The sequence below is a fragment of the Streptomyces wuyuanensis genome, from assembly GCF_900103455.1.
Taxonomy (GTDB): Bacteria; Actinomycetota; Actinomycetes; order Streptomycetales; family Streptomycetaceae; genus Streptomyces; species Streptomyces wuyuanensis.
Map to the genome: position 1 here is coordinate 16,147 of NZ_FNHI01000010.1, position 25,465 is coordinate 41,611.

Genomic DNA, 25,465 nt, shown 5'->3' on the forward strand with positions numbered 1-25,465 from the left:
ACGCGCCGTCGCGCACTGTCCGTGCCGCTCGTTAGGGTCGTGTGGTGTCCGACTGGTCCCCGCAGCCGCATCCGGCCGCCCGCCCCGCCGTCCCGGCGTGCGACGAGCGGCCGCTGTTCGACGCCGTACCGGAGCGTGCCCGCTGGCGCTACAAGCCGCGCCGCGACTTCTGGCGCAGCAAGGCCGTGCGCGCCTGGGCACTGATCACGCTGCTCGCCCTCTCGGGGCTGGTGATCCTCGCGCTGGTGCGCGAACAGACCGGCACCGAGGGCTTCCTGGTGGGGCTCGGTCTCGCCGTGCTGCCGGTGCCGCTGCTGATGGGCGCGTTCCGCTGGCTGGACCGGGTCGAGCCGGGCCCCTGGCGGAACCTCGTCTTCGCCTTCGCGTGGGGAGCCTGCGCGGCGGCACTCGTCGCGATCATCGCCAACTCGTTCGCGACCCAGTGGATAGCCACCGCCACGGCCGACCCGACGCACGCGGACACGATCGGTGCGACGGTCATCGCCCCCGTCGTGGAGGAGACCGCCAAGGCGGCGGCGGTGCTGCTGGTGTTCCTCTTCCGAAGGCGGGACTTCACCGGCCTCGTCGACGGTGTGGTGATCGCCGGTTTCACCGCGGCGGGCTTCGCGTTCACCGAGAACATCCTCTATCTCGGCAACGCCTTCGGCGAGGACCAGGAGTTCGGCACCTCGGGCTTCGCCTCCGTCACGGCGGCGACGTTCTTCGTGCGGATCGTGATGTCGCCGTTCGCCCATCCGCTGTTCACCGTGCTCACGGGCATCGGCTTCGGGCTGGCGGCCGCCACCGCGCGGCACCGGCGGGTGCGCAGGGTCGCGCTGCCCATGCTCGGTCTGCTCCTCGCCATGAGCGTGCACGCGCTGTGGAACGGTTCGGGCGTCTTCGGCCCCTGGGGCTTCTTCGCGGTGTACGCGGCGTTCATGGTGCCCGCCTTCGGACTGCTGACCTGGCTGGCGGTGTGGACCCGCCAGCGTGAGCTGCGCACGGTCGCGGCCGAGCTGCCCGCCTACGCCGCGGCCGGCTGGCTGGCCCCCGCCGAGCCGCTCGCCCTGTCCTCCATGAAGGCCCGCACGATGGCCCGCGATGTGGCGGGCCGCACCCACGGCCCGGCCGCCGCGCGCGCCGTCTCCGAGTACGAGGTCTTCGCCACCTCGCTCGCCTTCCTCCGGCACCGGGCCGAGCGGGGCACGGCCGGGCCGGACTTCGTCGCCCGGGAGCAGGAGCTGCTGCACCATCTGTGGCAGCGCAGGGATCTCGCGGGCCCGGCCCTGACGTACGCCGCCCGTGCGACGGGCCGCGCCTGGCAGCCCCCGCCGCATCTGGACTACAGCGGTTTCAACCCGTACCGCGGCTGACGCTCCCCGCCGGGCGCCGGCCGGACGGTCGTGCACGCCGGGCGGGTTCGCACGGAGACGGCAGGCTTCCGGACACGGCACGGCCGACGGCCCGGCCGCCGGTATGACGGGTGCCGGGCCGTCGGCCTGCGGAGCCCGGGGACTCCGTACGGATGGATCAGACGGAGAGGCCCTTGCCGCGCAGCCACGCGGCGGGGTCGATACCGTCGCCGCCCGGGGTGTGCACCTCGAGGTGCAGGTGCGGGCCGGTGACGTTGCCGGTGGCGCCGACCCGGCCGATGGTCTCGGAGGTGGAGACCTTCTGCCCCACGCCGACGGTCATCGACGACAGGTGGCAGTACCAGACCTCGGTGCCGTCCTCGAGTTCCAGCACGATGCGGTAGCCGTACGAGCCGGACCAGCCGGCCGACTTGATCGTGCCGCCGTGCACGGCCTTGACCGGGGTGCCCGTCGGCGCGGCGAAGTCGAGGCCCGTGTGGTAGCCGGAGGACCACATGGATCCGGCCTGCCCGTACGTCGAGGTGAGCGTGTACGACGAGGTCGGCAGGGAGTAGCTCGCGGCGAGCTTGGCGAGGCGCTCGGCCTCCGCCTTGCGGGCGGCCTCCTCCGCGGCCTTGCGCTCGGCCTCGGCGGCGGCTTCGGCGGCCTTGGCCGCCTCGGTCTTCTGCTGCTTCGCCTCGGCGGCGGCCTGCTCGGCGGCGGCCTGTTCGGCGGCCGCCCGCGCCTCGGCCTCGGCCTCGACCTGCTGCTGCTCGGCCTGCTGGAGGATCCGGGCGCGCAGGGCCTCGCCCGCGTCACCGCCCTGGGCCGGGCTGTCGGCCGTGGTGAGCGGTCCGTCCGCGACGGCCTCGTCGGACTCGTCCGACATCAAGGAGCCCACGCCGGGAAGCGATTCGGGGTCGGGGAGTTTGTCCGCGATGACGTCGGGAAGGGAGATGGAGACCGCGGGCTTGTCCTGGGCGGTGGCCATGCCGCCCGCGCCGACCGCGGCGATGACGCCGACACCGAGAACGGTGGAGCTCCGTGCGAGCCCGTTGCGCTGCTTGACGACGCGGTGCCTGCCACGGACGGGACGGACCGATTCCTCGGTCGGGTTCCACTCCTCCGCCCCGGGGGCGGGAGCCCACTGGTCGCTGGGGACCCACTGCGTAGTGGGGGGCTCCTGGAGGGCAGGCTCGTTGGACGCCACGGAGGCGTGCTCCTTTCCTTCCTTCTCGCCTACCGGGTTAGCTGACGGGTTCGGAGCAGGAAGGTCTCCTACGGGCACGGCGAAGTGCCCGATTCACCCCAATTGGTGGTTCCCCGGTTCCCTTGCGGGATTCGGCGCGTGCGCACGGTGCCGTCTCTTGCGACGGCAGGGACGACCGCGCTGCGTTATCGAACGTTAATAGAGATCGAGGCCGGATTCCAAGCTGTTCCGACTGATCGTTAAGGCCGTTGGCCAGGACTTATCTGCAACAACAGGGCCGAAACGGGCAAGTTGATCGACCTTCGTTCGGGGTGGCAGATCTGACTGTTCGTCAAATGTTATGCGGAGGGCTTCCTTTCGGTTACGTTCCGTGGCATCGCCCTTCACAGGCAGCCCCGATGTCCCGCACGCCACACGGGCACCCCTCTGCTCACGGGACGACGGACATCGTCCTGCGCCGCGGTGGCTGCCGCTCCTCCTGACGGGTGACCGCGAGCAGCGCCATGTCGTCCGTCGCCGCACCGCCCGTGTGCCGGCGCACATCGGCGACGACCACGTCCAGCAGTTCCTCCGGACCGGAGAAGACACGGCCGCCCAGCCGGCGCCGCGGGTCGTACATGACGCCGTGCGAATCGCGCGCCTCGGACAGGCCGTCGGTGTAGAGGAGGAGCGTGCCGCCGGGCGGATAGGGGGTCTCGGACATCCGGTCCGCCCAGGTTCCGAGGCCCATGCCCAGGGGCAGCGCGCGCTCGGGCGGATCCAGCACGAGCAACGCGCCGTCCGCCGCGAGCAGCAGCGGCGGCGGATGCCCCCGGTTGACGATCCTGATCTCCCCTCCACCGCGCGGGATCTCGGCGAGCACGGCAGTGGTGAAGCCCTCGAAGGCGTCGAACCCGGCTTCCCGCGCGCCTTCCCGCGCCAGCGCCCGCTCCAGCCGCTCCGCGACACCCGCCAGCGAGTCCTCCTGCTCGGCAGCCTCCCGGAAGGCGCCCAGGACCACGGCCACCGTCCCGACCGCGCCCAGACCCTTCCCCCGCACGTCCCCCACGATCAGCCGCACCCCGTACGGCGTCCTCTGCACGGCGTACAGGTCCCCTCCGATGAAGGCGTCCTGCTCGGCCGCCTCGTACCGGGCTGCGACCTGCAGGCCGTCGATCCGCTCGTCCGGCCTGGGCAGCACGGCCCGCTGCGCCGCCTCCGCGACGACACGGGCCGACGCCAGGCGTTCGCCGCTGCGGCGCACGATCTGGTTGATGAAGAGGGCCAGCACGGAGACCGTGAACACGGTCAGCAACTCGGTGACGGCCGGGATCCTCTGGAGCCGGTCGCTGTAGACGTGCAGACCGGTCACCGCCGCGCAGGCGGCGACGCCGGTGGCCAGCGTGTAGAGCATCGAGGCGAACGGGGCGGCGATCAGCGGCGCCGCGGTGAAGAGGGGGGCGGCCGTGAAGGTGTCCGGCGTTCCCAGGTCGTAGAAGGCCCCGCCGACGATCAGCAGCCACGGGAGGACAGCGACGAAGCGGCGGCCGCCGTTCGGCCGCTTTCCCTTGCCGCGTTCTCGATGCCGCACCAGTGGTCTCCTGCCGGGTCCGTCCAGGGCCGCGGACGCACCGCACCCCCTTCAGGCTGGCCGCAGCCGCGCCGCGCCACGAATCGCCATCGGCCAACCGGCCCAGCCCCGCGGGCGCCGCCGCGCCGGTGCGAGAGAGTCACCAGGGGGCCCTCCTGGTGACGGTGCCGCTCACGGGCGACCGGCCGTCGCCGCCGCCCCGTACCGGCCCGGTACGCGCCGGGCGCGGCTGGTGGTCGTCGCTGAGATGGCGCTCCGCGTAGACCCTCGTCGCGTCCCTGACGAAGACCGCGGTGCCCTCGCCGTGCCGGTCGTATTCGGCCGTGAAGCGCGGGTCGGCCACGTACATCTCTCCCAGCCCGATCAGGTACGACCTGGTGGGGGCGACTGTCGCCGACAGCCACTCGCGGTGCCGGCGGGCGATGGCCTTGACCTCGTCGCTGTCCGGCGCGAGCCCGTCCTTCGGGGTGCGTGCGCAGTGCGGCGGCCGTGTCCCGCTGCCCCTCCAGGGCCTGCGCGATGGGCGGGCAGGCCGAGGCCCAGCTCCCGCAGCAGCAGGATGCGCTGCAGCCGGACCAGGGCTTCCTGGTCGTAGTAGCGGTAGCCGTTGCCGCCGCTCCGGCTCGGTGCGAGCAGGCCGAGCTCCCCGTGGTGGCGAAGCGTGCGACTCGTCGTGCCGGCCACTCCTGGCGTTCCTGGATGGGCCCCTCCATGCCGAGAACGCCAGATCTTGGACGTTGCGTAAAGGTCAAGTCGAAAAGGCCGGACCCCCGGGAGGCGCCGGCCCCGCGGACCTACGCGGCTCGGCGGACGTACGCGGCCCCGCGGACGAACGCCTGCTCCGGAATGCGGGCCGCACGAGGCAGGCAAGAGGTGGAGGGGCCCGAACCCACCGAGGGCCCGGGACCATGTGGTCCCGGGCCCTCGGCCTTCAGTAGCGGGGACAGGATTTGAACCTGCGACCTCTGGGTTATGAGCCCAGCGAGCTACCGAGCTGCTCCACCCCGCGTCGGTGAACACCACCTTACGCTATGCGGAGCAAGATCAATTACATTTTCCCCGGTCGGCCGCCCGGAGCCTTCGGAGCGGGTCCCGGCACCCCTGACTCGGCGACGGCGCGACACCCCCTTCCCGGGGCGGAAAACCTGTCCGCCCGGGTCCTGTCCACACCGCTGACCTGCAACTACTCCGCGATCTCGGTGCGCTCCCACCACTCGTAGACGGTCAGCCGCCCCTCGGGGGCGTCCTCGTGGCGGGTCGTGGCCTTGAAGTGCTCGTAGCCGCCGCGATGCGGAATCTTCAGCTCCTGCCCCGGAGGGGTGATCGGCACGACCTGCCCCCGCAGATCGTCCGGCCCGCCCTCGAGGCGTGCCTTGCTAGCCATACCTCCAGTCTTCCCCCTCCGGAGACCACCCCGCACGCCCGGCGCCGCCGATCACCCCGTCCGGGCCCGCGGACGCCCCGGGCCGGGGTGCATCCGCGGGCGTCGGGGGAGCGGGAACCGCCGCGCGTGCCGCAGGTGCGGCCGTCCGCAGTGAGGGGAGAGGCCCGGCCCCTCGGGCGAGGGCCCTGACGGGGCTTCACGGGGCTCTCGGCCCGGCGCGGTTCGTCCGTGGGGCCGGGGACGCGAGGCCCCGACGCGCCCCGCACGAGCGGTGCCCGGCCGGACGTTGTCCGGTCGGGAGAGGACGGCCGGGCCAGACCTGCCCCGCCGGGTACAGCCCCTCCAACCCCGCCCGGCGACCCCGACGCCCTCGTATGCCGACGCGACGGCGCGCCCGCGCCCGAACCCACCGAGCGCCGCGGCCTGCTGTCCGCAGGCCTCGCCCCTCAGCGCCGCCAGTACCCATGAACACGACGCGCCCCCTTGTCTGGCCACCGCGGCCGGGCAAGGGGGCGCCTTCGTGCGTCCGGGGGTCAGGCGCCGGGTCGCCGGTTGTACGCCTCCAAGGTGGCCTTGGTCGTCGAGGCATCCTGGAAGACCAGCTCCCACGGGCCGCTGTTCACGTCGAACTCCTTGCCGAACCCGACCCACTTGCCGGTCATACGCCGTCCTGTCGGCTCGACGAGCAGCTGGATCGCGCCGTGGTAGCGGGCCCCGCGGTAGTAGCCGTCGGCAGCGGTCTGCTCCGTCCATGTACCGGTGGCGACGTGGCCGTCGACCTCGAGGTCCATCGCGAGCGGGCTGTCGGAGGAGCCGGGCAGGCTGCGTACCGTGAGCCGGTTGCCGTGCTGGAGCACGACGACGTAGTGCTGCCCGGTGTACGAGGCGTCGCGGCCGCTGGAGAAGTGCTCGTAGCGGGACAGCCACACCGGAGTAGTTCCGGTGCGCGGCCTGCGGTTCGGCCTGCGGCTTGGCGGCCGACGCGGGCGCGATGCCGTTCGCCGACGCCTCGACGTCGTGACCACCGTGCCCGTCCTCGGAGACCAGTCCGGCCGCCGTGGCGGCGTAACGGCTCATCACGTGACGGTCTGACCGTGCGCGTATACCGGGTCACCCCGGCAACAGGCGCACACACTCCGGTCAAGGAGCGCACGCTCCCGCCCACCGAAGTGCCGATGGCCACGGGCGCGTTCCCACCGTGCTCCTGCCCCCGCTGCCGCAAGGGCGGAGTCCGGTGAGCCCGATGTGGGACGACGAGCCGGTGCACGCCGCCGGCATCTGTGCCGCGTGCGGACTGAGATCGCGCACATCGAGGCCGCCGGCTTCACCGTCGACCGCGACCTGTGGCGCGGACCGACCGACACCCTCGTCTCCGTGGCCGCCGAGTGCCAGCACTCCGACGAGTCCGGACCGATCGTGACCATCCCCAAGCCCAAGGGCTGAGCGACCCCTAGGCTGCGGCACGGAAGGGAGGACGCCGTGTCCGAATGGATCGACCCCCGGCACGCCCAGCTGGTCGCCGCGTGGAAGCGCACGCAGCAGCCGAACTCCCGAGACCCGGAGGAGCCCCGCCCCCGGCGCGCTTTCGTCGTGCCGCAGCGTTAACCCCAGACCGCCCCGGCCCGCCGTCCCCCGTCGGCGAGCCGGGGCTTCCTCATGCCCGGGCACAGGGGTACACGTCAGCGTGTACCCCTTCGCGGGAGGGGGCGGACGGACATGATCGTTAGCGCTTCGGCTGAGCATCGACTGAGCACGCGCCCGGTATGCCCGACTCCAACGAGATCAGCACCCGGCCGGATAGTCCCTGACCAGGTGCTGAGCGAGTAGGCCGTGTGGGACTCGAACCCACAACCAACGGATTAAAAGTCCGCTGCTCTGCCAATTGAGCTAACGGCCCTCGGCGAGTCATCCCCGAGCATAGCCGTACGGCGCCCGGCATCCGATCGGGTATCGGTCGCCGGGCGCCGTCGCAGGCGGAAAGCGCGATCCGGCCGGCCTGTACGCGCCGGTCGGAGCGGTGCCGCGAGCCGGTGTGCGCCGGGGCGTGCCGGCGCCGGGCGGCCCCGGACCGCCGTTCGCCCGCCCGGGCCTCGGCACACCTCAGTACAGCGCGCGGTAGTGCTGCCAGCCCGTGCCCAGCGTCACCGTGGCGCCGAACGACCCTTTGCCGTCGCCCTTGTTGCGCAGCAGCTTGCCGTTCGTGTCGCGGGAGAGGAGGTCCGGGAGGCCGTCGCCGGTGATGTCGCCGACGCCGAGGATGTCGCTGCGGCCCGCGCCCCAGTCCTTGAACACCAGCACCCGGGGCTTCAGCGAGCCGGTGCCGGTGCCCCCGTAACGCCACAGCTCGCCGCCCGGGTCCCGGGCGAGCAGATCGGCGTGGCCGTCCCGGTCGACGTCGCCCGCGCCGATCAGGCGGTACCCCTTCCACCCCGAGCCGATGACGACACCCGGATCGAGACCGGCACGGGCGTTGGAGCGGTAGAGGTAGAGCTTCCCGGTGGCGCTGTGCCGGGACAGCAGGTCGGGGCGGCCGTCGCCGGTCAGGTCGCCTGGCGCGGCGAACGCGTCCATGCTGTTCCAGCCCGTACCGATCCGCACATGGGCGCTGCCCTGGCCGGGCGGGAAGTACACGCCCTCGCAGCGGCCGCCGATGCGCCACATCCCGCCGTCCACGGTGCGCAGCAGCATGTCGTCGCAGCCGTCGCCGTCGATGTCGCCGAAGGGGACGAACCGCGTGGCCGGGTGCCAGGGTCCGGTGGCCCAGTAGCCGCTCGCGCCGATGCGGTGGGCCGACAGCTTTCCGCCCGTGGTCATCGCGTAGTACTCGCCGAGGCCGTCGCCGTTGGCATCCCGGAACGCGGACGATCCGCCGGTGAGCCGCATCGAACCGGAGCCGAAGCCGCGCATGCCGGTGCCGTCGCCGGCGTCCGCGGTGAGGGTCCACGTGTACGGGCCGCTCGCCGCCTCGATGCCGTCCGCCGTGCGTCCGTCCCAGCCGGCCCGGATCGCGGCGCCGTCCCGCTCGGTGCCGGAGAGCACCCGTGCGACCTTGCCGTACGCGTCGGTGAACGTCAGCTTCCAGGAGGCCACTGGGCGGCTCATCCGCCAGTGCCCCCACCAGCGTGCGGACTCCTCGCCCAGGTCGAGCGCCGGGTCCGTGCGGGCGTTCAGCAGCGCGAGCGGGGAACGCGGAACGGTGACCGGCTTGATGTGGACGGCGCCGTCCTCGTCGGTGTACGCCATGTGGCCGCCGTACTTGTCGACGGTCCAGTTCCAGATGTGCTCCCGGTCGGTGATCAGCTGCTCGGACGTGGGCTGCCCGGCACCCCGGTGGAAGTCGAGCAGCCGCAGCTCGGCCTTCCCGGGGACCTCCCGGACGAGGAAGCCGTCGCCGAGTTCGGTCCGGTGCGCCGCCGGCACCGGGATGCCTCGCCGGGCGGTGTGGTCCCACACCCCCGCCTTGTCCTGGTCGGTGCAGCGCCAGTAGAGCCAGCGCCCCACCGCCTGGAGCGCGTCCGGCCGGCATCCGGAACCCAGCTCCAGATCCGCCGAGTTGGCCTTGGTCCGCAGGTCGTACGAGTTGACCGTGCCGACTCGGGACCCCGGCTTCCAGAGTTTGTCGCCCCACACGGCGGAGGCGGTGATGGAGCGGCTGTGGACGAGCCCGCCACCCGCCGGGTCGGCGTCGGCCTTGTCGAAGGAGCCGATGAACTGCTGTGCGCGCCTGGTGTTGTTGACGACGACGTACGGTCCCGCCGCGTCGACGACGAGGTCGGGTGACTCGAACCAGCCGAGCGACGTCTGGCTCCCCGGCACCTGCCCGCCGGCCGCCTCCTGGCCCCCGAGCGGGGTGTTGTAGCCGACGCGGCCGTCGCCCAGCGCCCACAGGCGGGACTCGAAGGCGTCACAGAGCTCCTCGGTGGAACCGTGGCAGGGCCACTGCACCCAGAAGCGGGGATCGGCCAGCCGGCGGGGGCCGGGCGTGGGGGTGCCGGTGGCCGGGAGGTCGTACTCGTACAGGCCCCGCCACTGCTCCGGATCCACCCAGGCGGTGGCGCTGAGCCGTCCGCCGCCCAGGGCGAGGGTCTCCGGACGGGCGGGGCGGTCCCCGCGGGTGCCGAGCGTGATCACGATCTCGTCGTCCGCGGCGCGCGTCGCGGCAGGCAGGGAGGCCGCCCGGACCGGGGAGAGAGCGACACCGCCGGCGGCGAGCGCGACGGCGGTCCCGATCACGAGCAAGGAGTGTCCGAACGTGCGGGTGATCATGTCAGCCCCCTGGTGGACGCGACGTCCCATCGTCGCCTTGGAAGCTATGACCCGCAGGACTCCCCATGGGTTGTACAGGATTGAATGATCCTCAGGAGAGGTAGCTGTACCTCTTCCAGTGCTTCGACGTGATCAGCTTCGACGCGATGAAGCCGCCCTGGTTGTTGACGTTGTAGAGGTACGCGGCGCCCGTCGGTGTACGGCCGATGACGTCCTGGCGGCCGTCGCGGTCGAAGTCGCCCGACGCGACGACGGTGTTGAAGGTGTTCCAGCCCGCACCCGCCTTCGTACGCGGCAGGAACCCGCCCCGGCCGTTGCCCCGGTACAGCCATAGATCGCCCTTGGCGTCACGGGCGAGCAGGTCGGCGCGCGCGTCGCCGGACAGGTCGCCGCGTCCCGTGATCGCCGTGAACTGGCCCCAGCCGACGCCGATCTTCACACGCGCGCCGACCCCGCCGGACGCCGTGCCGGGGTGCATCCACAGGAATCCGGACGCGTCCCGGCCGATGACGTCGGGGTGGCCGTCGCCGGACAGGTCACGGACGGCGAAGAGGCGGTTGTAGCGGTTCCATCCGGTGCCGAGGCCGACCCGGGCGCCGGGTTCGAGATTCTCGTTCACCGGGATGCGGTAGAGCGTGCCGCCCGGCGTGCGGCCGAGGAGGTCCGCGTAGCCGTTGCGGTTGAGGTCGCCGGTCTGGAGCAGCAGGTTGTACTCGTCCTCGAAGAGCTGCCCGGTGCTGTCGACCGGGTCCTTGGTGAACGGACCCCACTGCAGAAGGTCGAAGATGCCCGGTCCGGGTTCGCGGCCGAGCACCGAACCGCTGGTCCAGTGGTCGAGGTCGACGTCCCGCGTCCACTCATCGATCACCGGGCGGTAGGAGGGCACCGCCGTGTAGATCCGGAAACCGCCGGTCACGCACGCGGTGGGTCCCGTCGCGGAGACCGCGATCAGCTTTCCGCCCGCCACGAGCGCGCCGCCGGAGTCCCCGGCGCACTGCTCCTGGGGAGCGGGCTCCGGCGTACCGGGAGCGGCGGAGGTGCAGATCATCCCCGGGGGCAGGCTGCTGCCCAGGCCGAGCGCGGCGGCGCAGTCGGCGCTGCGGCGCACCACGACCTGCTCGGCGTGACGGACCCGCTGCGCGGTGGGGCCCGCCGGAGCCGCCCACGAATGGAACGTGGCGGGCTTCCCGGCCTGGTAGAGCACGGTGTCCGCGGACCCGGCGAGAACGGGCCTGCCGTACCGCGAGGGGTTGAGGTGGCTGTCGATGTGGACGCCGACCCCGAACTGGCGGTTACCGGGGCTGAACTGGGGGTGCGCGCGGTAGTCGGGCCGGTTGCCGCCGCCTGCCACCTCGCCGGTGGCCAGGTCGTAGTCGTAGGCGAAGTCCTTTTCGGACCGTCCCGTGAAACAGTCCGGCGTCGCGAGGGTGCGGGTGGGCGAGAGGGTGATTCCGGTGCAGGCACGCTTCCTGCCGTCGGCCTCGTTGTCGAAGTACAGCGGGATGAGCCAGGAGGGGGTCGCGGGCGCGGCGGCGCGGGGCGTCGTCGCAGCCGCGGGCCGGGCGTCCGCGGACTGAGCAGTGGTCGGGGCCTGGGCTCCGGCCGGGGCCTGGGCGACGGGGGCCGCCGCCGTGCCGGCCTGGGCGGTGCCGGCCGCCCCGGCCAGCAGTCCGCCCGCGACCGCGGTCGCGGTGAGCAGGGTGACAGCGGCCCGTAGCGGGGTGCTGGTCTTTCTCATGAGTGGAGCTCCGGCTGGGAGGTGGGAAGGGTGCGGAACGGTGTGGGAGCCGAGGTTGGGGTCGGGGAGGGCGTGCCGGGTGGGTCCGGGCCGGGTCAGCCGAGCGCCGCGTACCCCTTCCAGCTCGCTGCTGTGATCAGCTTCGGCGCGGTGAAGCCGCCGGTGCGGTTGACGTTGTAGAGGTACACGGCGCCCGCGGAGGTACGTCCGATGACGTCCTGGCGTTCGTCCTTGTCGAAGTCGCCCGACGCGACGATCGCGTTGAAGGAGTTCCAGCCCGCGCCGGCCTTGATGCGCGGCAGGAACCCGCCCCGGCCGTTGCCCCGGTACAGCCACAGATCGCCCTTGCCGTCACGGGCGAGCAGATCGGGAAGCGCGTCCCCGGACAGGTCGCCACGGCCGGCGATGGCCGTGAACTGCCCCCAGCCCACGCCGATCTTCACCCGCGCACCGAGACCGCCGATGCCCGTGCCGGGGTGCATCCACAGATACCCGGACGCGTCCCGGCCGACGACATCCGGCTGGCCGTCACCGGAAAGGTCACGGACGGCGAGCAGTCGGTCGTACCGGTGCCAGCCGGTGCCGAGGCTGGTGCGTGCGCCCAGTACGTGACCGGCGTCGAGCGGTGATGTTCACGGGCACGGTTCCGTCTTCGGCCTCGTCGCCTTCGGCTGCCCGCAGCCCGGAATGCGCATCGCTGGAGGGCCGCCGTCACAGGGCGGGTGGCGCCCGTGGCGTGATCCGTCCACAGCAAGCCCGCACTGCCCTCCTGGTCGTGGAGGAACCCGCCGTCCCCGGCCTCCAGCACTGAGTCCTCGCGCGGGACGAACCGTGCCCCGGCGGGCACCACGGTCTCCTGGGCGAGCGCGCGGCCGTCCGCGGCGGTGGCAGGAGCGGTCAGCGGGCCCAGGCCCGCACCCAGCGAGACGACCACGGCGAGGGCCGCCGTGCGTGTCGAGGTTGAACGTTGCTTCATCCGAAGTCCCCTTCCAGGGATGAGCCGCGCCGTGACACGGCACGCGGGGGCTCGCTTTGTTCGAGGGCTCCGGCCCGTGTCCGCCAGGGGACACGGGCCGGATCACCACCAGCGTCGGCCAGGGTCAGAACAGGCCCTTGTAGCCCTGCCAGCCCGTCCCGATCTTCACCGTCGAACCGAACGACCCCGCCCCGTTGCCGTTGTTGCGCAACAGGTCACCGGCCGCGTTCCGGGAGATCAGGTCCGCCTTGCCGTCCCGGTTCAGATCACCGACGCCGACGAACACGTTCCGCCCGGTCGCCCACTTGTTGCCGAGCGCCAGCGCCCGCGGCTTCACCGTGCCCGCCGACGTACCGTCGTACCGCCACAGCGAGTTGACCCCATCCACCGCAAGCAACTCGCCGATGCCATCGCCGTTCAAATCCCCCGCGCCAAAGACCGCCCGGTACAGCTTCCAGTTCGTGCCGATCTTCCCGCGGGCCTTCAGACCACCGCTCCCGTTGTCCGCGTACAGGTACATGTCCCCCGTCGACGCCTGCCGCGCCACCAGATCCGGACGCCCGTCACCCGTCAGATCACCCGGCGAGGTCAGCACGTTGAACTGCCCCCACACCGTGCCGAGCGACGCGTACGCGGTCGCCGGCGTCAACGCCTTCCCACAACCCGGCCGGTACGCCCGCAACTCACCACCCAGCCGCACCAGCACGTCATTGCACCGGTCACCGTTCAGATCACCGAACGGCACCACCACCGCCGACGTCGACCAACCACCGCCCGACGTCGCACCCGCCAGAGTCCCCGAACCGCTGCCATGCCGGAACGCCACCGCGCCCGACGAACTCAGCGACACCAGATCACCCACACCATCAGGACCAGAGGGCCCCGCATGATCGCGGCGCACCGCACCCGCACCACTCAGCTTCACCGCGCCGGACACCGTAAGTGGCGCACCCTGGCCGTCGGCGGGAAGGGCTGTCAGGGTCCAGGAGTACACGCCGTTGCCGACCAGACGGCCGGACTCGTCCTTCGCGTCCCAGGCGGGAGCCACCAGACCTCGTGCCGATCCGCCGCTCAGCGTGCGCACCACCGTGCCGCTCGCCGTGCTCCTGACGGTCAGCTTCCACGAGGCCGTCGGCGTGGACAGCCACCAGCGGGGCCGCCAGGGCGCGGCGCCGCCGTTCACCGCCTGCGCCGCCGGGACGTCGGCATCGGCAACGGCCACGGACGGTGCCGCACCGCTGCCCACCAGGTGGACGGCGTGCCCGGTGTCCGTCCAGGCCACGGTGCCGGTCGCCGGGTCGACGGCCCACGGCTGATAGGACCTGCGGTCGTCGGTGAGTGTCCGCACGGTGCCACCGTCACGGAGGTCTTTCAGCTTCAGTGCATTGCCGACCGGGTAGACGACGAAACCGTCGCCGAGCTGCGCTCCCACACCGGACGCCGTGCTCAGCGGGGTGCTGGTCTTCGTCTGGAGGTCGAGGATCCCCTCCCCGTCCTGCGAGCCGACGCAGCTCCACAGCAGCCGGCGGCCGATGACGGTCACCCCGTCGAGCGTGCATCCGGGCAGGTGGGCCGATTCGCTCCGCTCCCCCGTCCTGATGTCGTACCCGACGGCCCAGTCGCCGTCGTCGGTCCAGAGGGTGGTGCCGGACAGGGACACCGCGTACACCGGCAGCGTCCTCAGCACCTTGCCGGTGTCGATGTCGACGACCCGGGTGCCCCACGTTCCGTCCGCCGCGCTCCCGCGGACCACGGCCCAGCGGCCCCAGGCACCGACGAGGCCCGCGTATCCCGTACCGGTGTCGATCTTGGTCGCGGGAAGCCGGGCCCCTTCGGCCAGCCGGTGCAGCGGTACGACGGGCTCTCCCCAGACGGGGGTCTTCCCGCCGTACACGACGCGCCCGTCGCCCGTCTCCACGAAGGTGGGGCAGTAGCTCTGGAAGCAGGCGTCCGGCTGGTCGGGCACCCAGCCGCGGTCCTTCCGCGCACCGGCGGCGGGCACGCCGCCGGACTGCTCGACGGTCCGCGTGTGGAGGCCGGTGAGGCCGGCCGCCGCGCTCGCCTCCACACTCGTCAGCCGACCCTGCCGGAACGAGAGCTGATGGACCTCGTTCGGCACGGCCTTCACCTGGACGGGGGTCTCGCGGGACACCGTGGCCCGCCCCGCCGCGTCGGCCCGGAGCGCCTGCACGCCCCACTCGGACATGCTCGCCCCGCCGTGCACCAGCAGCCCGCCGCCGGGGGTGAACGTCGCCTTGCCGCTCGACCTCGCCAGCAGTGTGCGCACGGCGCTCCCGTCCAGCGGACGGGCCTCGACGCGCCACACCGGCAGGTTCTCGTCGGGCTGTCCGAGGGCTGAATCGTGCCGCGCGACGATGAGCTCCCCGCCCACCATGCCCAGCAGCCGCGCGTCGCCCTCGGGGAGCGGGACGGTCCGCTCCGGCGTGTCGAGGTCACCGCGTGCGTACACCGATACCTGACCGTCCGACCAGATCAGCAGCCGGTCCGGCGTCAGGGCGAACCGTCTGGTCGCCAGTTCCTCGTCGTTCCCGATCGGTACGACGCGCGCCAGGGTCACGTCCATCCATACGTTCCCGGCGCCGGGCAGGGCCATCACCAGGCCGCCGGCGTCGCCCAGCCCCTGCAGGACGGCGTAGGAGTTGACCCCCGCGGGCACGCCCTCGACGAGCCTGTCGCGCAGCTGCCCCGTCTCCATGTCGAGCACGTGGAAGCGCATGCCGTCGCCGAGCGAGTCGCGGGTGAGGACGTTCCGGCCGAACGCCCCCACATAGCTGTGGCCGGACGGCACCGGCACGGTGACGGTCCCGCCCGCGGCCATGTCCCGCAACTCCACCCGCAGGGGCGACTCCAGGAGACGGGCGACGACGTCCGAGCCCGTACCCCGCTGGAAGTCGTCCCCCGCGTGGCTCTCGACGCTGTCGAGCTGGACGTCGGTGGTGGCGCCGTAGGCCCGCCAGACGGTGCCACGCCCCGCCTCGTGGCGCAGATGGCCGTGCGGCCCGGTGTTGAGCAGTGTGCTGCGCAGGGGCAGTTCGCTCGTCGCGGCCGGGATCACCACCTCCGCGGTGGGTGCCGCCTGGGCGGTGGACACCGCCGGGCCGGCGCCGACCGCGGCGCCCAGCACCACGGCAGCGGCTATGACACGCAAGGGTCTCCTGGTGTACACGGAACTCCGCTCTCGATCCGATGGATCGGGCCTGCGAGGTGGCGCTCACCAAGGAACGGCTCACGGCATGCCGAGTACGCGTCGAGATGAACAAGAGCCCCCCGGCCCGCCTCCAGTGCCCCCCACTGCGAGGTGGACGGATCGTAACAGCGGCCCCCGACAACGCGGCAGGGCCCGTACCCCTGTTCGGGGTACGGGCCCTGCGCGGTGCTGCTACGCGTCAGCCGTTGCGCTTCCAGCGCGGCTTGTCGTCACGACGGCCGCCGCCGAAGGAACCGGAGCTCGAACCACCGCGGTGGTCGTCGCGGCGCCCGTACGGGCGGTCGTGGCCGCCGGAGCGGAAGCCGCCGCCCGAGGGACGGTCGTCACGGCGGTCGCGGTTGAACGGACGGTCGCTGCCCGCGCGGTGGTCGCGGCGCTCGAAGGAGCGGCCGCCACGGTCGTCACGACGGTCGTCCCGGCGGAAGCCGCCGCGGTCGTCACGGCGCTCGAAGCCACGGTCGTCACGACGGAGGCCACCACGGTCGTTGTCACGGCGGTCGCGGTTGAACGGACGGTCGTTGTCGCGGCGCTCGAAGGAGCGGCCGCCACGGTCGTCACGACGGAGGCCACCACGGTCGTTGTCACGGCGGTCGCGGTTGAACGGACGGTCGTTGTCGCGGCGCTCGAAGGGGCGGCCGCCGCGGTCGTCACGACGGTCGTCCCGGCGGAAGCCGCCGCGGTCGTCACGGCGCTCGAAGCCACGGTCGCTGTCACGGCGCTCGCGACGGTCACGGCGGTCGAAGTTGCCCCGCTCGTCACGGCGCTCGAAGCCACGGTCGTTGTCGCGGCGCTCGCGGAACTCGCGGACCGGACGCTCCTCGCGGACCTCACGCACCGGCTGCTCCGGCACGGAGGCCTCGGCGACGGCCTGGACCTCGGCCTCGGCTGCCTCCGTCACCTCGGCGACCGCGGCCTCCGGGTCCTCGCCCCGCTCGCGCGCGGCCCGGGCGACCAGGCGGTCGGCCTCCTCGCGGAGCTCGGCGGCGCGGCGCTGGACACGCTCCAGCTCCTTGGTGAGCTCGGCGACCTCACGCTCGGCCTGCTTGGCGGCGTTGCTCGCGGAGTCCGCCTGGACCTCGGTCAGCGATCGGGCGCCGGTGATCTCGGCGACCTCCGGGTCGAACGCGCCGGCACCGCCGACGATGTGGCGCGAGGCGTCGACGCCCGCGTCCTCCATCAGCCGGAAGATCTGGCGGCGCTGGTGGGGGAGCGCCAGCGAGACGACGGTGCCGGACTGGCCGGCGCGGGCCGTGCGGCCCGAGCGGTGCAGGTAGTCCTTGTGGTCGCCGGCCGGGTCCACGTTCAGGACCAGGTCGATGCCGTCGACGTGAATGCCGCGGGCCGCGACGTCGGTCGCGACCAGCACGTTCACATAGCCGTCCTTGAAGTCGGCGAGCGTGCGCGTGCGGGCGCCCTGCGTCATGCCGCCGTGCAGCGCGTCGGCGCGGACCCCGGCGTCCCGCAGCTGCTCGGCGACGCGGTCCGCGCCCAGCTGGGTGCGGACGAAGATGATGGTGCGGCCCTTGCGAGCGGCGATGGCGGCCGTGACCGGCGCCTTGTCCTTGGGCTTCACGACGAGGACGTGGTGGGTCATGGTCGTGACGGCGCCCGCGGACGGGTCGACCTCGTGCGTCACCGGGTTGACCAGGTATCGCTTGACGAGGCTGTCGATCTCGTTCTCCAGCGTCGCGGAGAACAGCAGCCGCTGGCCGCCCTCGGGGATCTGGTCGAGCAGCTCGGTGACCTCGGGCAGGAAGCCCAGGTCGGCCATCTGGTCGGCCTCGTCGAGGACCGCGGTCTGGACGGACTCCAGGGAGCAGGCGCCGCGGTTGATGATGTCCCGCAGCCGGCCCGGGGTGGCGACGAGGATGTCGACGCCGCGCTCCAGGGCGTAGATCTGGTTGCCCATGGACGTACCGCCGCAGACGACCTTCATCTTCAGCCCGACGACGTCGCCGTACGGCTGGAGCGCGTCGGCGACCTGCATGGCGAGCTCGCGGGTCGGGGTGAGGATGACGCCGCGGGGCTTCTTCTTCTCCGTGTGGCCGCCGGCCAGGGTGGCGAGCAGCGGCAGACCGAAGGAGAGGGTCTTGCCGGAGCCGGTACGGCCGCGGCCGAGGATGTCCTTGCCGGCCAGGGCGTCCGGGATGGTCGCCGCCTGGATCGGGAACGGGACGGTGACCCCGTTCTGGGCGAGCTTGCGGACGACGCCCTCGGGGAGGCCGAGGTCGCCGAAGGTCAGCTCGGGCGCGTCGGGCGTCTCGACGGCGTCCGCGGCCTCGTCGGTGACATGGGTGCCGGCGGTGTCCCCGGCCTCGACGATCTCGTCGTTCTCGGGCATGACGGCACGGTCAGAACTGGAAATGGACATGCGAAATGCGAAACCTTCCGGAGTCTCGGCACGCGCCCAAACTCCGTGATTCGCAATTCGACCGCCTCGATGCGGTCAGCCACGGCAAGGGAGAGTACGCGCCACACGCGGCGCGCTTCGGTGGTGGCGCCGGGCAAATGGGATCAAACGATCTACCACCATACGCACCCTCCCCCGCCCAAGGCAAACCGCTCGGGTGCGTCGCTCGTCACACCCCCCGGCCCCCTCCGCCGCACCGGCTCCTCCGGGCTTCCCCTGCCGTCCCGCCCGCCGGGTGCGGGCGCCTCGCCGGCCTCCTGCACCGGCCCGGCCGACCGCGGCTCCCCGGCACCGTCACACGGGCGCCATGTCACCGCGGCCCCCCTCCCGGCACCGTCACACGGGTGCCATCTGCGGCGAAGCCTCCGGCTCCACTCCGAACTCCTCCCCCCGCGCGTCGACGGCCTCCCGCATCGCGCCCATCTGGGTCTCAGCGGCAGGTGACTCCGTGGGCGGATCGGTCGGCTCCCCGGTGGGGCCGGGATCGGGGCTCGACGGCGTCGGTTCGGCCGGCGTCGTCGTCTCGGCCGGGGTCGTGGGCTCGGCGGGCGGCGTCGGCTCACCAGGCGGCGGTGTCGGCCGATGGGGTGCCGGCGGCGTCGGACCGCCCGCGCCCCTGGGGGGCGAGGCCGGCGGCGTCGACACCCCCGGGCTCGCCGAGTCGGCCGTGCCGGCGCTCCTGGTCCCGGCTCCGCCGCCGGAGGGCCCCGTACCGCCCATGCCCGTCCGGCCCTGGCCGCCGGACCCGCCCGGCGCGCCCCCGCCGCCGTCGGGTTCGGCCGCGGCACCACGCCGCTGCGGCGACTTCCCGGGGGCAGGCCCGTCGGCGTCGTCGCTCACGCTCACACAGCCGGCGGAGGCCGCAAGCGCCACTGCGGTGGCGAACCAGACGGCACAACGGCCGGGGGCGGACAACTGGCGCACGGGGGCACCTCCGGGGGCACAGGACGCGGTTTCCCTGCCCAACTCCCCAAGCCCCGCAAGGGACACGCCCCGCACCACTGCCCGGCCCCGCGGTGAGGCCGTGCCGGAAACCGTCGCGGGCCAGGCGGGATTCGTCAGACACGGCCTAACGCCCCAGGCCCCCGCCAGATCCGCCCCGAGGATCACCGCCCCCGGTCACACCAGCACCGCCCCGGCCACATTGGCCGACGCCAGGAACAGCCGGCCCCGCTCGGCCAGCCGCAGCGTCTCGTACGAGAAGGTCGAGTACGTCGTCAGGGCGCCGCACAGCCCGTGCCGAGCAGCGCGTCGGTGCCCGACGCGACCGAGGCGCAGGCCAGCACGCCGAGGACGAAGCTGCCGCGTCGCGTTCACCACGAACGTGCCGCAGGGGAAGACCGAGTCGCGCCGCAGCTGGATCCCACGATCCATCAGATAGCGAAGTGGGGCTCCACCGTCGCGCCCGCGGCCACCAGCACCCGGTTCACGCCCCCACCCCCGCCGTCCACTGCCGTTACCGCCGTTACCGCCGTTACCGCCGTTACCGCCGTTACCGCGGTTACCGCGCGGACGCCCCGATCGCCCCGCCGGCCGCGAACGACCGCGAACGACCGCGACGACCTTCCTCGTCCGGGGCCCCTCGGCCCCGATCCCCTAGGCCGGCACACGCAGGTCGAGGTCCGGGTCGATCGCCTGCGGACGGGGGCCGGGCGACGGGGGCACGCGTGCGAACTCACGGACGCCCCACCCGCGTCGACCGCCCCGCACCCGGACCGGTCCGCCGCCCCGTCCGCGCCGCCGCTCCCGGCCTCATCCGTAACCCAGCGCGTGCAGCCGCTCGTCGTCGATCCCGAAGTGGTGCGCGATCTCGTGGACGACCGTGATCTCGGTCTCCTCGACGACGTCCTCGCGCGACTCGCACATGCGGAGCGTCGGCCCGCGGTAGATCGTGATCCTGTCCGGCAGAACGCCCGCGTACCACTCCCCGCGGTCCGTGAGCGGAGTCCCCTCGTAGAGCCCGAGCAGCTCGGGGTCGGACGGGTCGGGTTCGTCCTCGACGAACACGGCGACGTTGTCCATCAGGCGTGTCAGCTCGGGCGGGATCCTGTCCAGCGCCTCGGCGACCAGTTCCTCGAACTCCTCGCGCGTCATCTCCAGCACCCGGCCATTGTCACGCACATGCGCCCCCACCGGTGGGCATAGCCCGGCGCGGACGCGGGCATACGCGACCAATGGCCCGCGCCCACGAACTTCTCCATGCCGGCCTCGTCCGCCTCAGGCGCCACTACCGGTCCCACCGCACGAGCCCCGTCAGCACTCTGGTCCACAGCCCTCACCCCTACGGCCGGGCCTTCGGGCTCGTCACCGTCGTCCTGCTGGGGGCATGGCTGGGCCTGCTGGTCGTGGGGGCCGTCCGCACCCCGGTGGGACCCGTGGACACGAACATGGCGCTCCGCCCCTCCCTCTCCGGCGGTACGAAGATCAACGTCTCCCCGCTCGGCGCCCTCGAACTCGACTCGCACACCGCGCCGATCAGGCTGGACGTCGACATCGACCGACTCGACCCCGTGCGCTCCCAGGCGCTCGTACAGCACCCCGAGCGCCTCGCCGGCCTCCAGGAGGAGATCGGCCAGGACGTCACGGACGGCACCCGCGATCTCGCCCTGCGCTCCTGCGTCGCCGTGGTCTTCGGCGCCACGGCCCTGGGCCTCGCCGTCTACCGCCGCCCACGCCGGGCCCTCGCGGCCGGCGGCCTGGCCCTCGTACTGCTGGCCGCCTCCGGGGTGAGCGCATGGGCCACCTGGAACCCGAAGTCGGTCCTGGAGCCCAGGTTCTCCGGCCTGCTGAGCAGCGCCCCCTCCGTGGTCGGCAACGCGCGCTCGATCGTCACCGAATTCGACGTCTACCAGAAGGAGTTGGCGCGCCTCGTCACCAACGTCACCAAGCTGTACGAGGCGACCTCCACACTGCCGGTCTACCAGCCGGACCCGGGCACCATGCGCGTGCTCCACGTCTCCGACATCCACCTCAACCCGGCGTCGTGGCACATCATCGGCTCGCTCGTGGAGCAGTACGACATCGACGTGATCATCGACTCCGGCGACACCATGGACCACGGCACGGCGGCGGAGAACACCTTCCTCGACCCGATCCCGGACCTCGGCGCGCCGTACGTCTGGGTGCGCGGCAACCACGACTCGCTCGTGACCCAGAGCTATCTCCAGCGCCTGAAGAACGTCCACGTCCTCGACGAGGGCCGCGCGGTGACCGTGGGCGGCCTACGGGTGGCCGGCACCGGCGACCCCCAGTTCACGCCGGACCGCTCGACGGTCCCCGAGGGCGATCCCGCCGAACGCATGGCCGGCATCCGGCTGGCCTCGGCCCTGCGCGACCAGCGTGCGGCCGGCACCCCGGTCCACATCGCGGTCGCCCACAACCCCGTCGCCGCCCGCGAGGCCGACGGGGAGGTGCCGCTCGTCCTGGCGGGGCACGTCCACCGCCGGGACACCGAGGTCCTCCCGCTCGGCACCCGCCTCAAGATCGAGGGCTCCACGGGCGGCGGCGGGCTGCGGGCGGTCGAGCGCGAGGAACCCGAGAAGGTCCGCGCCTCCGTCCTGTACCTGGACCGCGACACGCGGAGCCTCCAGGCCTGGGACGAGATCACCCTCGGCGGACTCGGCCTCACGACGGCCGAGGTCAGCCGCCACCTGGCGAAAGCGCCTCCGTCGCAGGGCCCGGACGCACCCGGGACACCGCCCCCGACGGGCCCGCCGTCCCCCGCCTCGTAAACCGTTTTGGCGATAGGTCCCCGCATCCCATATGCTTCTCACGTCCCCGACGCGCTGCGAAGCGCCCAGGTGGGCCCTTAGCCCTCATCGTCTAGTGGCCCAGGACGCCGCCCTTTCAAGGCGGTAGCACGGGTTCGAATCCCGTTGGGGGCACGTACAACCGTGTGCGAGACTTGCTCTCGCACAATGCACCACCTCTGGTCCTGTGGAGCAGTTTGGAGTGCTCGCCACCCTGTCAAGGTGGAGGCCGCGGGTTCAAATCCCGTCAGGACCGCTGCGACTCTTCGAGTCGCGTGGCTGGGTAGCTCAGTTGGTACGAGCGTCCGCCTGAAAAGCGGAAGGTCGCCGGTTCGACCCCGGCCCCAGCCACCGCAGCCCTAGCAGGGCAGAAGCCCCCGCCGAGATCATCGACGGGGGCTTCGTGTTGCCCGAAGCGGTGCCGGTGCCCTCCGGCCTCAGCCGATGCCGGTCCGCCGGACTACCCGCCGACTCCCTCAACAGCGCGGTCGGCCTCACGGATCAGTCCCATGCGTTGAAGATCACTCCGCCCAGTGCGGTGATGCCGTGGAGGCGGATCTCGCGCCACTCGCCCCGTGTGAGTACCGAGGTGCCCACCGTGGAAAGCGGTGCGGTGAGCTGCTCGCGGGTGAGCACCACGAACCCGGCGTGCGCGAAGGCGTCGGCCCAGGGTGGCGGGGCGGCGAATTCCTCGTCGTACCAGTCCCTGCGTACGTGGGCGAACGCGATCCAGGGGTGATGGGCATGACACAGGACGACCTGCTCACCCGCGCCGTCGAAGACCGAGGCGGTGTGGAAGGTGCGGGGGTACGCCTGGGCCTCCACCTCGCCGACCTCGCCTCCGGCGACGCGTGCGGCCGCGTACAGAGCGCTCCGGAACGCTCGCACATCGGTTTCGGGAAGCGGACCGTCCTTCGGCCGGTGGAAGCCCGTCGCTCCCCGTGGCAGGCGGAAGCCCGCGTTCTCGTTGTCGACCATGCGGTCATCCTGCCGCCCGGTACAGCGACGACTCCCCTCGTCACGGGAAGTCCGGACGGCCGTCACACCCGGTCGCGTTCGCGGTCCCGCCCCCGCAGCCCGCGTACGGCGAGGACGATCGCCGCGGCCGCCACCACCAGGGCGAGCAGCACCCAGTCGGGAACCGCTCGCCCCGCGGAGGAGGCCCACTGCTCCACGGCGAAGGAGTCGTCGACCGTCAGCAGACCCGGGAGTGCCGTCGTGCCGTCGAATACGAGGAAGAGGGTGCCGAGGACGATGAAGAACAGGCCGGAAAGAGCCGAGGTGGTGTGCAGCTCGAAGCGGCCGACGACGCGGAGGGTGCGTCCGCGCAGCCAGCGGCGGCGGGACAGGTCCCACCGCTCCCACAGCAGGGCCAGGACGAACAGCGGCACCGCCATGCCCAGGGCGTAGACGGCGAGGAGGAGCCCTCCGTACGCGGGACTCCCGCTCAGGGCCGCGACCGTGAGGACGCTGCCGAGGATCGGGCCCGCGCAGAAGCCGGCGAGTCCGTAGACCGCGCCGAGGGCGTAGACGGAGAGCGCCGTGGTGGGGCGGATCCGGCCGCCGGCCTCGGTGAGGCGGCGGGAGGCGAAGCCGAGGCCCGCCAGCTGGGCGACGCCGAGCGCGACGATCAGCCAGCCGCCCACCGCGACCAGCAGGTCACGGTGGCCGTAGAAGAGGCGCCCGGCGAAGGACCCCGCCGCGCCCAGCGGGACCAGGGTCGTCGCCAAGCCCGCGTAGAAGACGCAGGTCCGTGCCACGAGCCGGGAGGTGGTGTCGATCGAGTACGCGAAGAACGCCGGCAGCAGCAGGGCGCTGCAAGGGCTGAGCAGGGCGAGCAGGCCGCCCAGGAAGGCGGCCAGATATCCGATGTCGCTCACTCGCCGCCCGCCGTCCCCGTCGCCGGGGTGCCGGGGGCCGTCGGGGCCGGAGCGGTCGTACCCGGAGCCGCCGAGCGGGCGGTCGCGCCCGGAGCCGGCGTCGTCGGCGCCGACTTCGGTCCCGCCGGCTCCGTGGTCACGGCCTTCCGCGCCGCCTCGATCGCGTCGACGAAGGTCCGCGCCTGCTGGGCGCCCGCGATCGGACGGCCGTTGACCACGAACGAGGGCGTGGACGTGGCGCCCAGCCCGTACCCCTCCTCCTGGTCCCTCGCCACGGCCTGGCGCGCCTCCTCGCCGTCCGCGTCGCGGGTGAAGCGAGCCAGGTCCTTCACCCCGGCCTCGGTCGCGAGCTCCTCGAGCCGCTGCGCGCCGAAGCCCTTCTCCTTGGCGCCGTCGGCGTACGCGGCCTTGTGGAACTGCCAGAACCGGCCCTGCTGCCCGGCGGCCCAGGCGGCCCGGGCGGCGGCCTCCGACTCCTCGCCGAAGATCGGGAAGTTGCGCCATTCGATGCGCAGGACGCCCTTCTCCACGTACTTCCGGATCAGTGCCGGCTCGGTGTCGCGGGCGAACTTGCCGCAGTAGCCGCACTTGAAGTCCGCGTACTCGACCATCACCACGGGCGCGTCGGCGCGGCCCAGCGCGAGCGGGTCGCCGGCATCGCGGCGGGCGAGTTTCTCCAGCTCGGGGTAGACGCCGGCGTCCGGGTCGGCGGACACGTCGGCGACGGACCGCCCGCCGGTCGCCGAGTCGTCGGGCTTGGTGGCGGTGTACGAGACGTAGCCGAGCAGGACCGCGGCGGCGGCGACCGCCGCGCCGTACGCGAACGGCTTGCGGGAGCGGGCGGGTCGGTGGCCGGTGCGGGCGGGGGTACGGGACGCGGGCATGGCGGTGTTCTCTCTCCGGGTGGCGCAGGGATACGGGCAGGGCGGGGTGTTGGCCGCGGCGCCTATACGCGCAGGACGGAGAGGTCTATCGGGCCGGGAGCCGCCAGCGCGGGCGGGGCGCGCTCCGGCGCGAGGTCCAGGACGGCGTCACCGGCCGCGGAACAGCCGGTCGCCCCATGGGCGGTGGCCGGCAGGGCGGGCAGCAGTTCGTGCGCGGCCGATCCGCGCGGCGGAGTGGCGGGGCTCAGCCCGCCGTCACCGGCTCCCTCGCCGCAGCCGGGGAGCCGTTCCTCGCCGGCCGGGACCGCTGCCGGCGGCGCGTCGGCGGACGCCGGAGCCGCTGCGGGCGTCAGAGCCACCGCGGAAGCCGGAGCCACGGCGGCGGACTGCCGCCGGCCCTCCTCGGCCGCGCCGGTGTCGACCCCAGCGCCACTCCCGACCCCTGCGGCACTCGCGGTCGCCGCGCCGCTCCCGGCCGGCGACGCACCCGTGACGGCCGTCGCGCTCGTCCCCGAGCAGAGGAGCGCCCCCGTCAGCACCGCCGTGAGCGCCGCCACGACCGCGAGGACGCGGTGCCAACGGCTGCTGGGGCTGGGCATGGACGGGGTCTCCTGGAGTCGACGTGCCCGCAATCGTACGGGTCCGCCCCTCGCCGGGCCGGTACACCCTGCGCACCGGCGGTCCGGCGCAGCGCCTGCGCCGCGGGGCAACAGCCCTTCGGGCGCCGCGGGAGCTCCTCCACCGGCGGACGGCACGAGGCTGAGCCCATGGCCGGCCCCCGTCCCCGGTCCCGCCCGACGAGCCCACGCCCCGGCCG

Annotated in this window: 20 protein-coding genes, 5 tRNA genes, 1 pseudogene and 1 riboswitch; of the genes and pseudogenes, 8 read left to right on the plus strand and 18 right to left on the minus strand. The window is 73.0% G+C overall.

The window, feature by feature from the left end; genetic code table 11:
* Positions 1–44 precede the first annotated feature (44 nt).
* The gene (locus BLT82_RS15995; protein ID WP_093655305.1) at positions 45–1,373 is read left to right on the plus strand and encodes a PrsW family intramembrane metalloprotease; all 1,329 of its coding nucleotides are present in this window, start codon (positions 45–47) and stop codon (positions 1,371–1,373) included.
* Positions 1,374–1,530: 157 nt separating this feature from the next.
* On the opposite strand, the gene BLT82_RS16000 is transcribed toward BLT82_RS15995, so the two are convergent.
* The 6 genes and pseudogenes from BLT82_RS16000 to BLT82_RS16025 all read right to left on the minus strand — a co-directional run bounded on the left by BLT82_RS16000 (position 1,531) and on the right by BLT82_RS16025 (position 6,445).
* Positions 1,531–2,562 carry a M23 family metallopeptidase gene (locus tag BLT82_RS16000; RefSeq protein WP_093655307.1) on the minus strand — a complete coding sequence of 344 codons (1,032 nt, stop codon included), beginning with the start codon at positions 2,560–2,562 and terminating at the stop codon, positions 1,531–1,533.
* Between the two features lie 11 nt (positions 2,563–2,573).
* Positions 2,574–2,709: riboswitch (cyclic di-AMP (ydaO/yuaA leader) on the minus strand.
* Positions 2,710–2,992: 283 nt separating this feature from the next.
* Entirely contained in the window at positions 2,993–4,132 is a 1,140-nt protein-coding gene (locus BLT82_RS16005; protein WP_093655309.1) for a PP2C family protein-serine/threonine phosphatase, read from the minus strand.
* A 238-nt stretch (positions 4,133–4,370) separates the two neighbouring features.
* A pseudogene (locus BLT82_RS16010) lies at positions 4,371–4,816 on the minus strand (MerR family transcriptional regulator); the annotation flags it as partial.
* A 251-nt stretch (positions 4,817–5,067) separates the two neighbouring features.
* Positions 5,068–5,141, minus strand: a tRNA-Met gene (locus BLT82_RS16015).
* A gap of 174 nt (positions 5,142–5,315) precedes the next feature.
* Positions 5,316–5,516 carry a DUF5988 family protein gene (locus BLT82_RS16020; RefSeq protein ID WP_093655311.1) on the minus strand — a complete coding sequence of 67 codons (201 nt, stop codon included), beginning with the start codon at positions 5,514–5,516 and terminating at the stop codon, positions 5,316–5,318.
* 533 nt (positions 5,517–6,049) lie between these two features.
* On the minus strand, positions 6,050–6,445 hold the full coding sequence (locus BLT82_RS16025; RefSeq protein ID WP_404204286.1) for a DNA-binding protein: 396 nt from the start codon (positions 6,443–6,445) through the stop codon (positions 6,050–6,052).
* 358 nt (positions 6,446–6,803) lie between these two features.
* On the opposite strand from BLT82_RS16025, the gene BLT82_RS37155 reads away from it, so the two are divergent.
* Together BLT82_RS37155 and BLT82_RS38555 are read left to right on the plus strand one after the other, a co-directional pair.
* On the plus strand, positions 6,804–6,959 hold the full coding sequence (locus tag BLT82_RS37155; protein WP_167746023.1) for a hypothetical protein: 156 nt from the start codon (positions 6,804–6,806) through the stop codon (positions 6,957–6,959).
* Between the two features lie 36 nt (positions 6,960–6,995).
* On the plus strand, positions 6,996–7,121 hold the full coding sequence (locus BLT82_RS38555) for a hypothetical protein (RefSeq protein WP_280142483.1): 126 nt from the start codon (positions 6,996–6,998) through the stop codon (positions 7,119–7,121).
* 219 nt (positions 7,122–7,340) lie between these two features.
* On the opposite strand, the gene BLT82_RS16030 is transcribed toward BLT82_RS38555, so the two are convergent.
* The 4 genes from BLT82_RS16030 to BLT82_RS16045 form a co-directional block, all read right to left on the minus strand.
* A tRNA-Lys gene (locus BLT82_RS16030) sits at positions 7,341–7,413 on the minus strand.
* 203 nt (positions 7,414–7,616) lie between these two features.
* Positions 7,617–9,782, minus strand: a complete 2,166-nt coding sequence (locus tag BLT82_RS16035; RefSeq protein WP_167746025.1) for an FG-GAP-like repeat-containing protein — start codon at positions 9,780–9,782, stop codon at positions 7,617–7,619.
* Between the two features lie 91 nt (positions 9,783–9,873).
* Positions 9,874–11,520 (minus strand): FG-GAP-like repeat-containing protein, encoded by a 1,647-nt coding sequence (locus BLT82_RS16040; RefSeq protein ID WP_107490254.1) that lies wholly within the window; start codon positions 11,518–11,520, stop codon positions 9,874–9,876.
* A gap of 95 nt (positions 11,521–11,615) precedes the next feature.
* Complete coding sequence (locus tag BLT82_RS16045) at positions 11,616–12,002, minus strand: FG-GAP repeat domain-containing protein (RefSeq protein ID WP_093655317.1); 387 nt, start codon at positions 12,000–12,002, stop codon at positions 11,616–11,618.
* Between BLT82_RS16045 and BLT82_RS37160 the strand changes: the two genes are divergently transcribed.
* A complete protein-coding gene (locus tag BLT82_RS37160; RefSeq protein ID WP_167746026.1) occupies positions 11,997–12,149 on the plus strand; it encodes a hypothetical protein in 153 nt (50 codons plus the stop codon). The two genes, BLT82_RS16045 and BLT82_RS37160, sit on opposite strands and share 6 nt — an antisense overlap.
* 471 nt (positions 12,150–12,620) lie before the next feature.
* Here the strand turns inward: BLT82_RS37160 and BLT82_RS16050 are convergent, their stop codons facing one another.
* From BLT82_RS16050 to BLT82_RS16070, 4 genes are all read right to left on the minus strand, one after another.
* Complete coding sequence (locus tag BLT82_RS16050) at positions 12,621–15,665, minus strand: FG-GAP-like repeat-containing protein (RefSeq protein WP_143041498.1); 3,045 nt, start codon at positions 15,663–15,665, stop codon at positions 12,621–12,623.
* Positions 15,666–15,903: 238 nt separating this feature from the next.
* Positions 15,904–18,096, minus strand: a complete 2,193-nt coding sequence (locus BLT82_RS16055) for a DEAD/DEAH box helicase (RefSeq protein ID WP_093655321.1) — start codon at positions 18,094–18,096, stop codon at positions 15,904–15,906.
* 1,158 nt (positions 18,097–19,254) lie between these two features.
* Entirely contained in the window at positions 19,255–19,509 is a 255-nt protein-coding gene (locus BLT82_RS16065; RefSeq protein WP_342029412.1) for a fluoride efflux transporter FluC, read from the minus strand.
* A 378-nt stretch (positions 19,510–19,887) separates the two neighbouring features.
* A complete protein-coding gene (locus BLT82_RS16070) occupies positions 19,888–20,238 on the minus strand; it encodes a metallopeptidase family protein (RefSeq protein ID WP_199800681.1) in 351 nt (116 codons plus the stop codon).
* Positions 20,239–20,309: 71 nt separating this feature from the next.
* Between BLT82_RS16070 and BLT82_RS16075 the strand changes: the two genes are divergently transcribed.
* The 4 genes from BLT82_RS16075 (at position 20,310) to BLT82_RS16090 (ending at position 22,235) form a co-directional block, all read left to right on the plus strand.
* On the plus strand, positions 20,310–21,866 hold the full coding sequence (locus BLT82_RS16075) for a metallophosphoesterase family protein (protein WP_093655323.1): 1,557 nt from the start codon (positions 20,310–20,312) through the stop codon (positions 21,864–21,866).
* A gap of 80 nt (positions 21,867–21,946) precedes the next feature.
* Positions 21,947–22,019: transfer RNA gene (locus BLT82_RS16080), tRNA-Glu, on the plus strand.
* A 46-nt stretch (positions 22,020–22,065) separates the two neighbouring features.
* Positions 22,066–22,140, plus strand: a tRNA-Asp gene (locus BLT82_RS16085).
* A 21-nt stretch (positions 22,141–22,161) separates the two neighbouring features.
* A tRNA-Phe gene (locus BLT82_RS16090) sits at positions 22,162–22,235 on the plus strand.
* A gap of 150 nt (positions 22,236–22,385) precedes the next feature.
* Here the strand turns inward: BLT82_RS16090 and BLT82_RS16095 are convergent.
* The 4 genes from BLT82_RS16095 to BLT82_RS16110 form a co-directional block, all read right to left on the minus strand.
* Positions 22,386–22,862, minus strand: coding sequence for a hypothetical protein (locus BLT82_RS16095; RefSeq protein WP_093655325.1), 477 nt, complete (start codon positions 22,860–22,862; stop codon positions 22,386–22,388).
* Between the two features lie 62 nt (positions 22,863–22,924).
* On the minus strand, positions 22,925–23,764 hold the full coding sequence (locus BLT82_RS16100) for a cytochrome c biogenesis CcdA family protein (protein ID WP_093655327.1): 840 nt from the start codon (positions 23,762–23,764) through the stop codon (positions 22,925–22,927).
* Positions 23,761–24,648 carry a DsbA family protein gene (locus tag BLT82_RS16105; protein WP_093655329.1) on the minus strand — a complete coding sequence of 296 codons (888 nt, stop codon included), beginning with the start codon at positions 24,646–24,648 and terminating at the stop codon, positions 23,761–23,763. Before BLT82_RS16105 ends, BLT82_RS16100 begins: the two co-directional genes overlap by 4 nt.
* A 62-nt stretch (positions 24,649–24,710) precedes the next feature.
* Positions 24,711–25,247, minus strand: a complete 537-nt coding sequence (locus BLT82_RS16110) for a hypothetical protein (protein ID WP_093655331.1) — start codon at positions 25,245–25,247, stop codon at positions 24,711–24,713.
* Positions 25,248–25,465: the final 218 nt, after the last annotated feature.

Coding starts and splice junctions, on each gene's coding strand:
- BLT82_RS16095 (WP_093655325.1), bottom strand. CDS start 22,862: ATGGTCGACAACGAGAACGCGGGCTTCCGCCTGCCACGGGGAGCGACG.
- BLT82_RS16075 (WP_093655323.1), top strand. CDS start 20,310: ATGGCCCGCGCCCACGAACTTCTCCATGCCGGCCTCGTCCGCCTCAGG.
- BLT82_RS16110 (WP_093655331.1), bottom strand. CDS start 25,247: ATGCCCAGCCCCAGCAGCCGTTGGCACCGCGTCCTCGCGGTCGTGGCG.
- BLT82_RS16045 (WP_093655317.1), bottom strand. CDS start 12,002: ATGCACCCCGGCACGGGCATCGGCGGTCTCGGTGCGCGGGTGAAGATC.
- BLT82_RS16040 (WP_107490254.1), bottom strand. CDS start 11,520: ATGAGAAAGACCAGCACCCCGCTACGGGCCGCTGTCACCCTGCTCACC.
- BLT82_RS16065 (WP_342029412.1), bottom strand. CDS start 19,509: ATGGATCGTGGGATCCAGCTGCGGCGCGACTCGGTCTTCCCCTGCGGC.
- BLT82_RS16105 (WP_093655329.1), bottom strand. CDS start 24,648: ATGCCCGCGTCCCGTACCCCCGCCCGCACCGGCCACCGACCCGCCCGC.
- BLT82_RS16035 (WP_167746025.1), bottom strand. CDS start 9,782: ATGATCACCCGCACGTTCGGACACTCCTTGCTCGTGATCGGGACCGCC.
- BLT82_RS16020 (WP_093655311.1), bottom strand. CDS start 5,516: ATGGCTAGCAAGGCACGCCTCGAGGGCGGGCCGGACGATCTGCGGGGG.
- BLT82_RS16055 (WP_093655321.1), bottom strand. CDS start 18,096: ATGTCCATTTCCAGTTCTGACCGTGCCGTCATGCCCGAGAACGACGAG.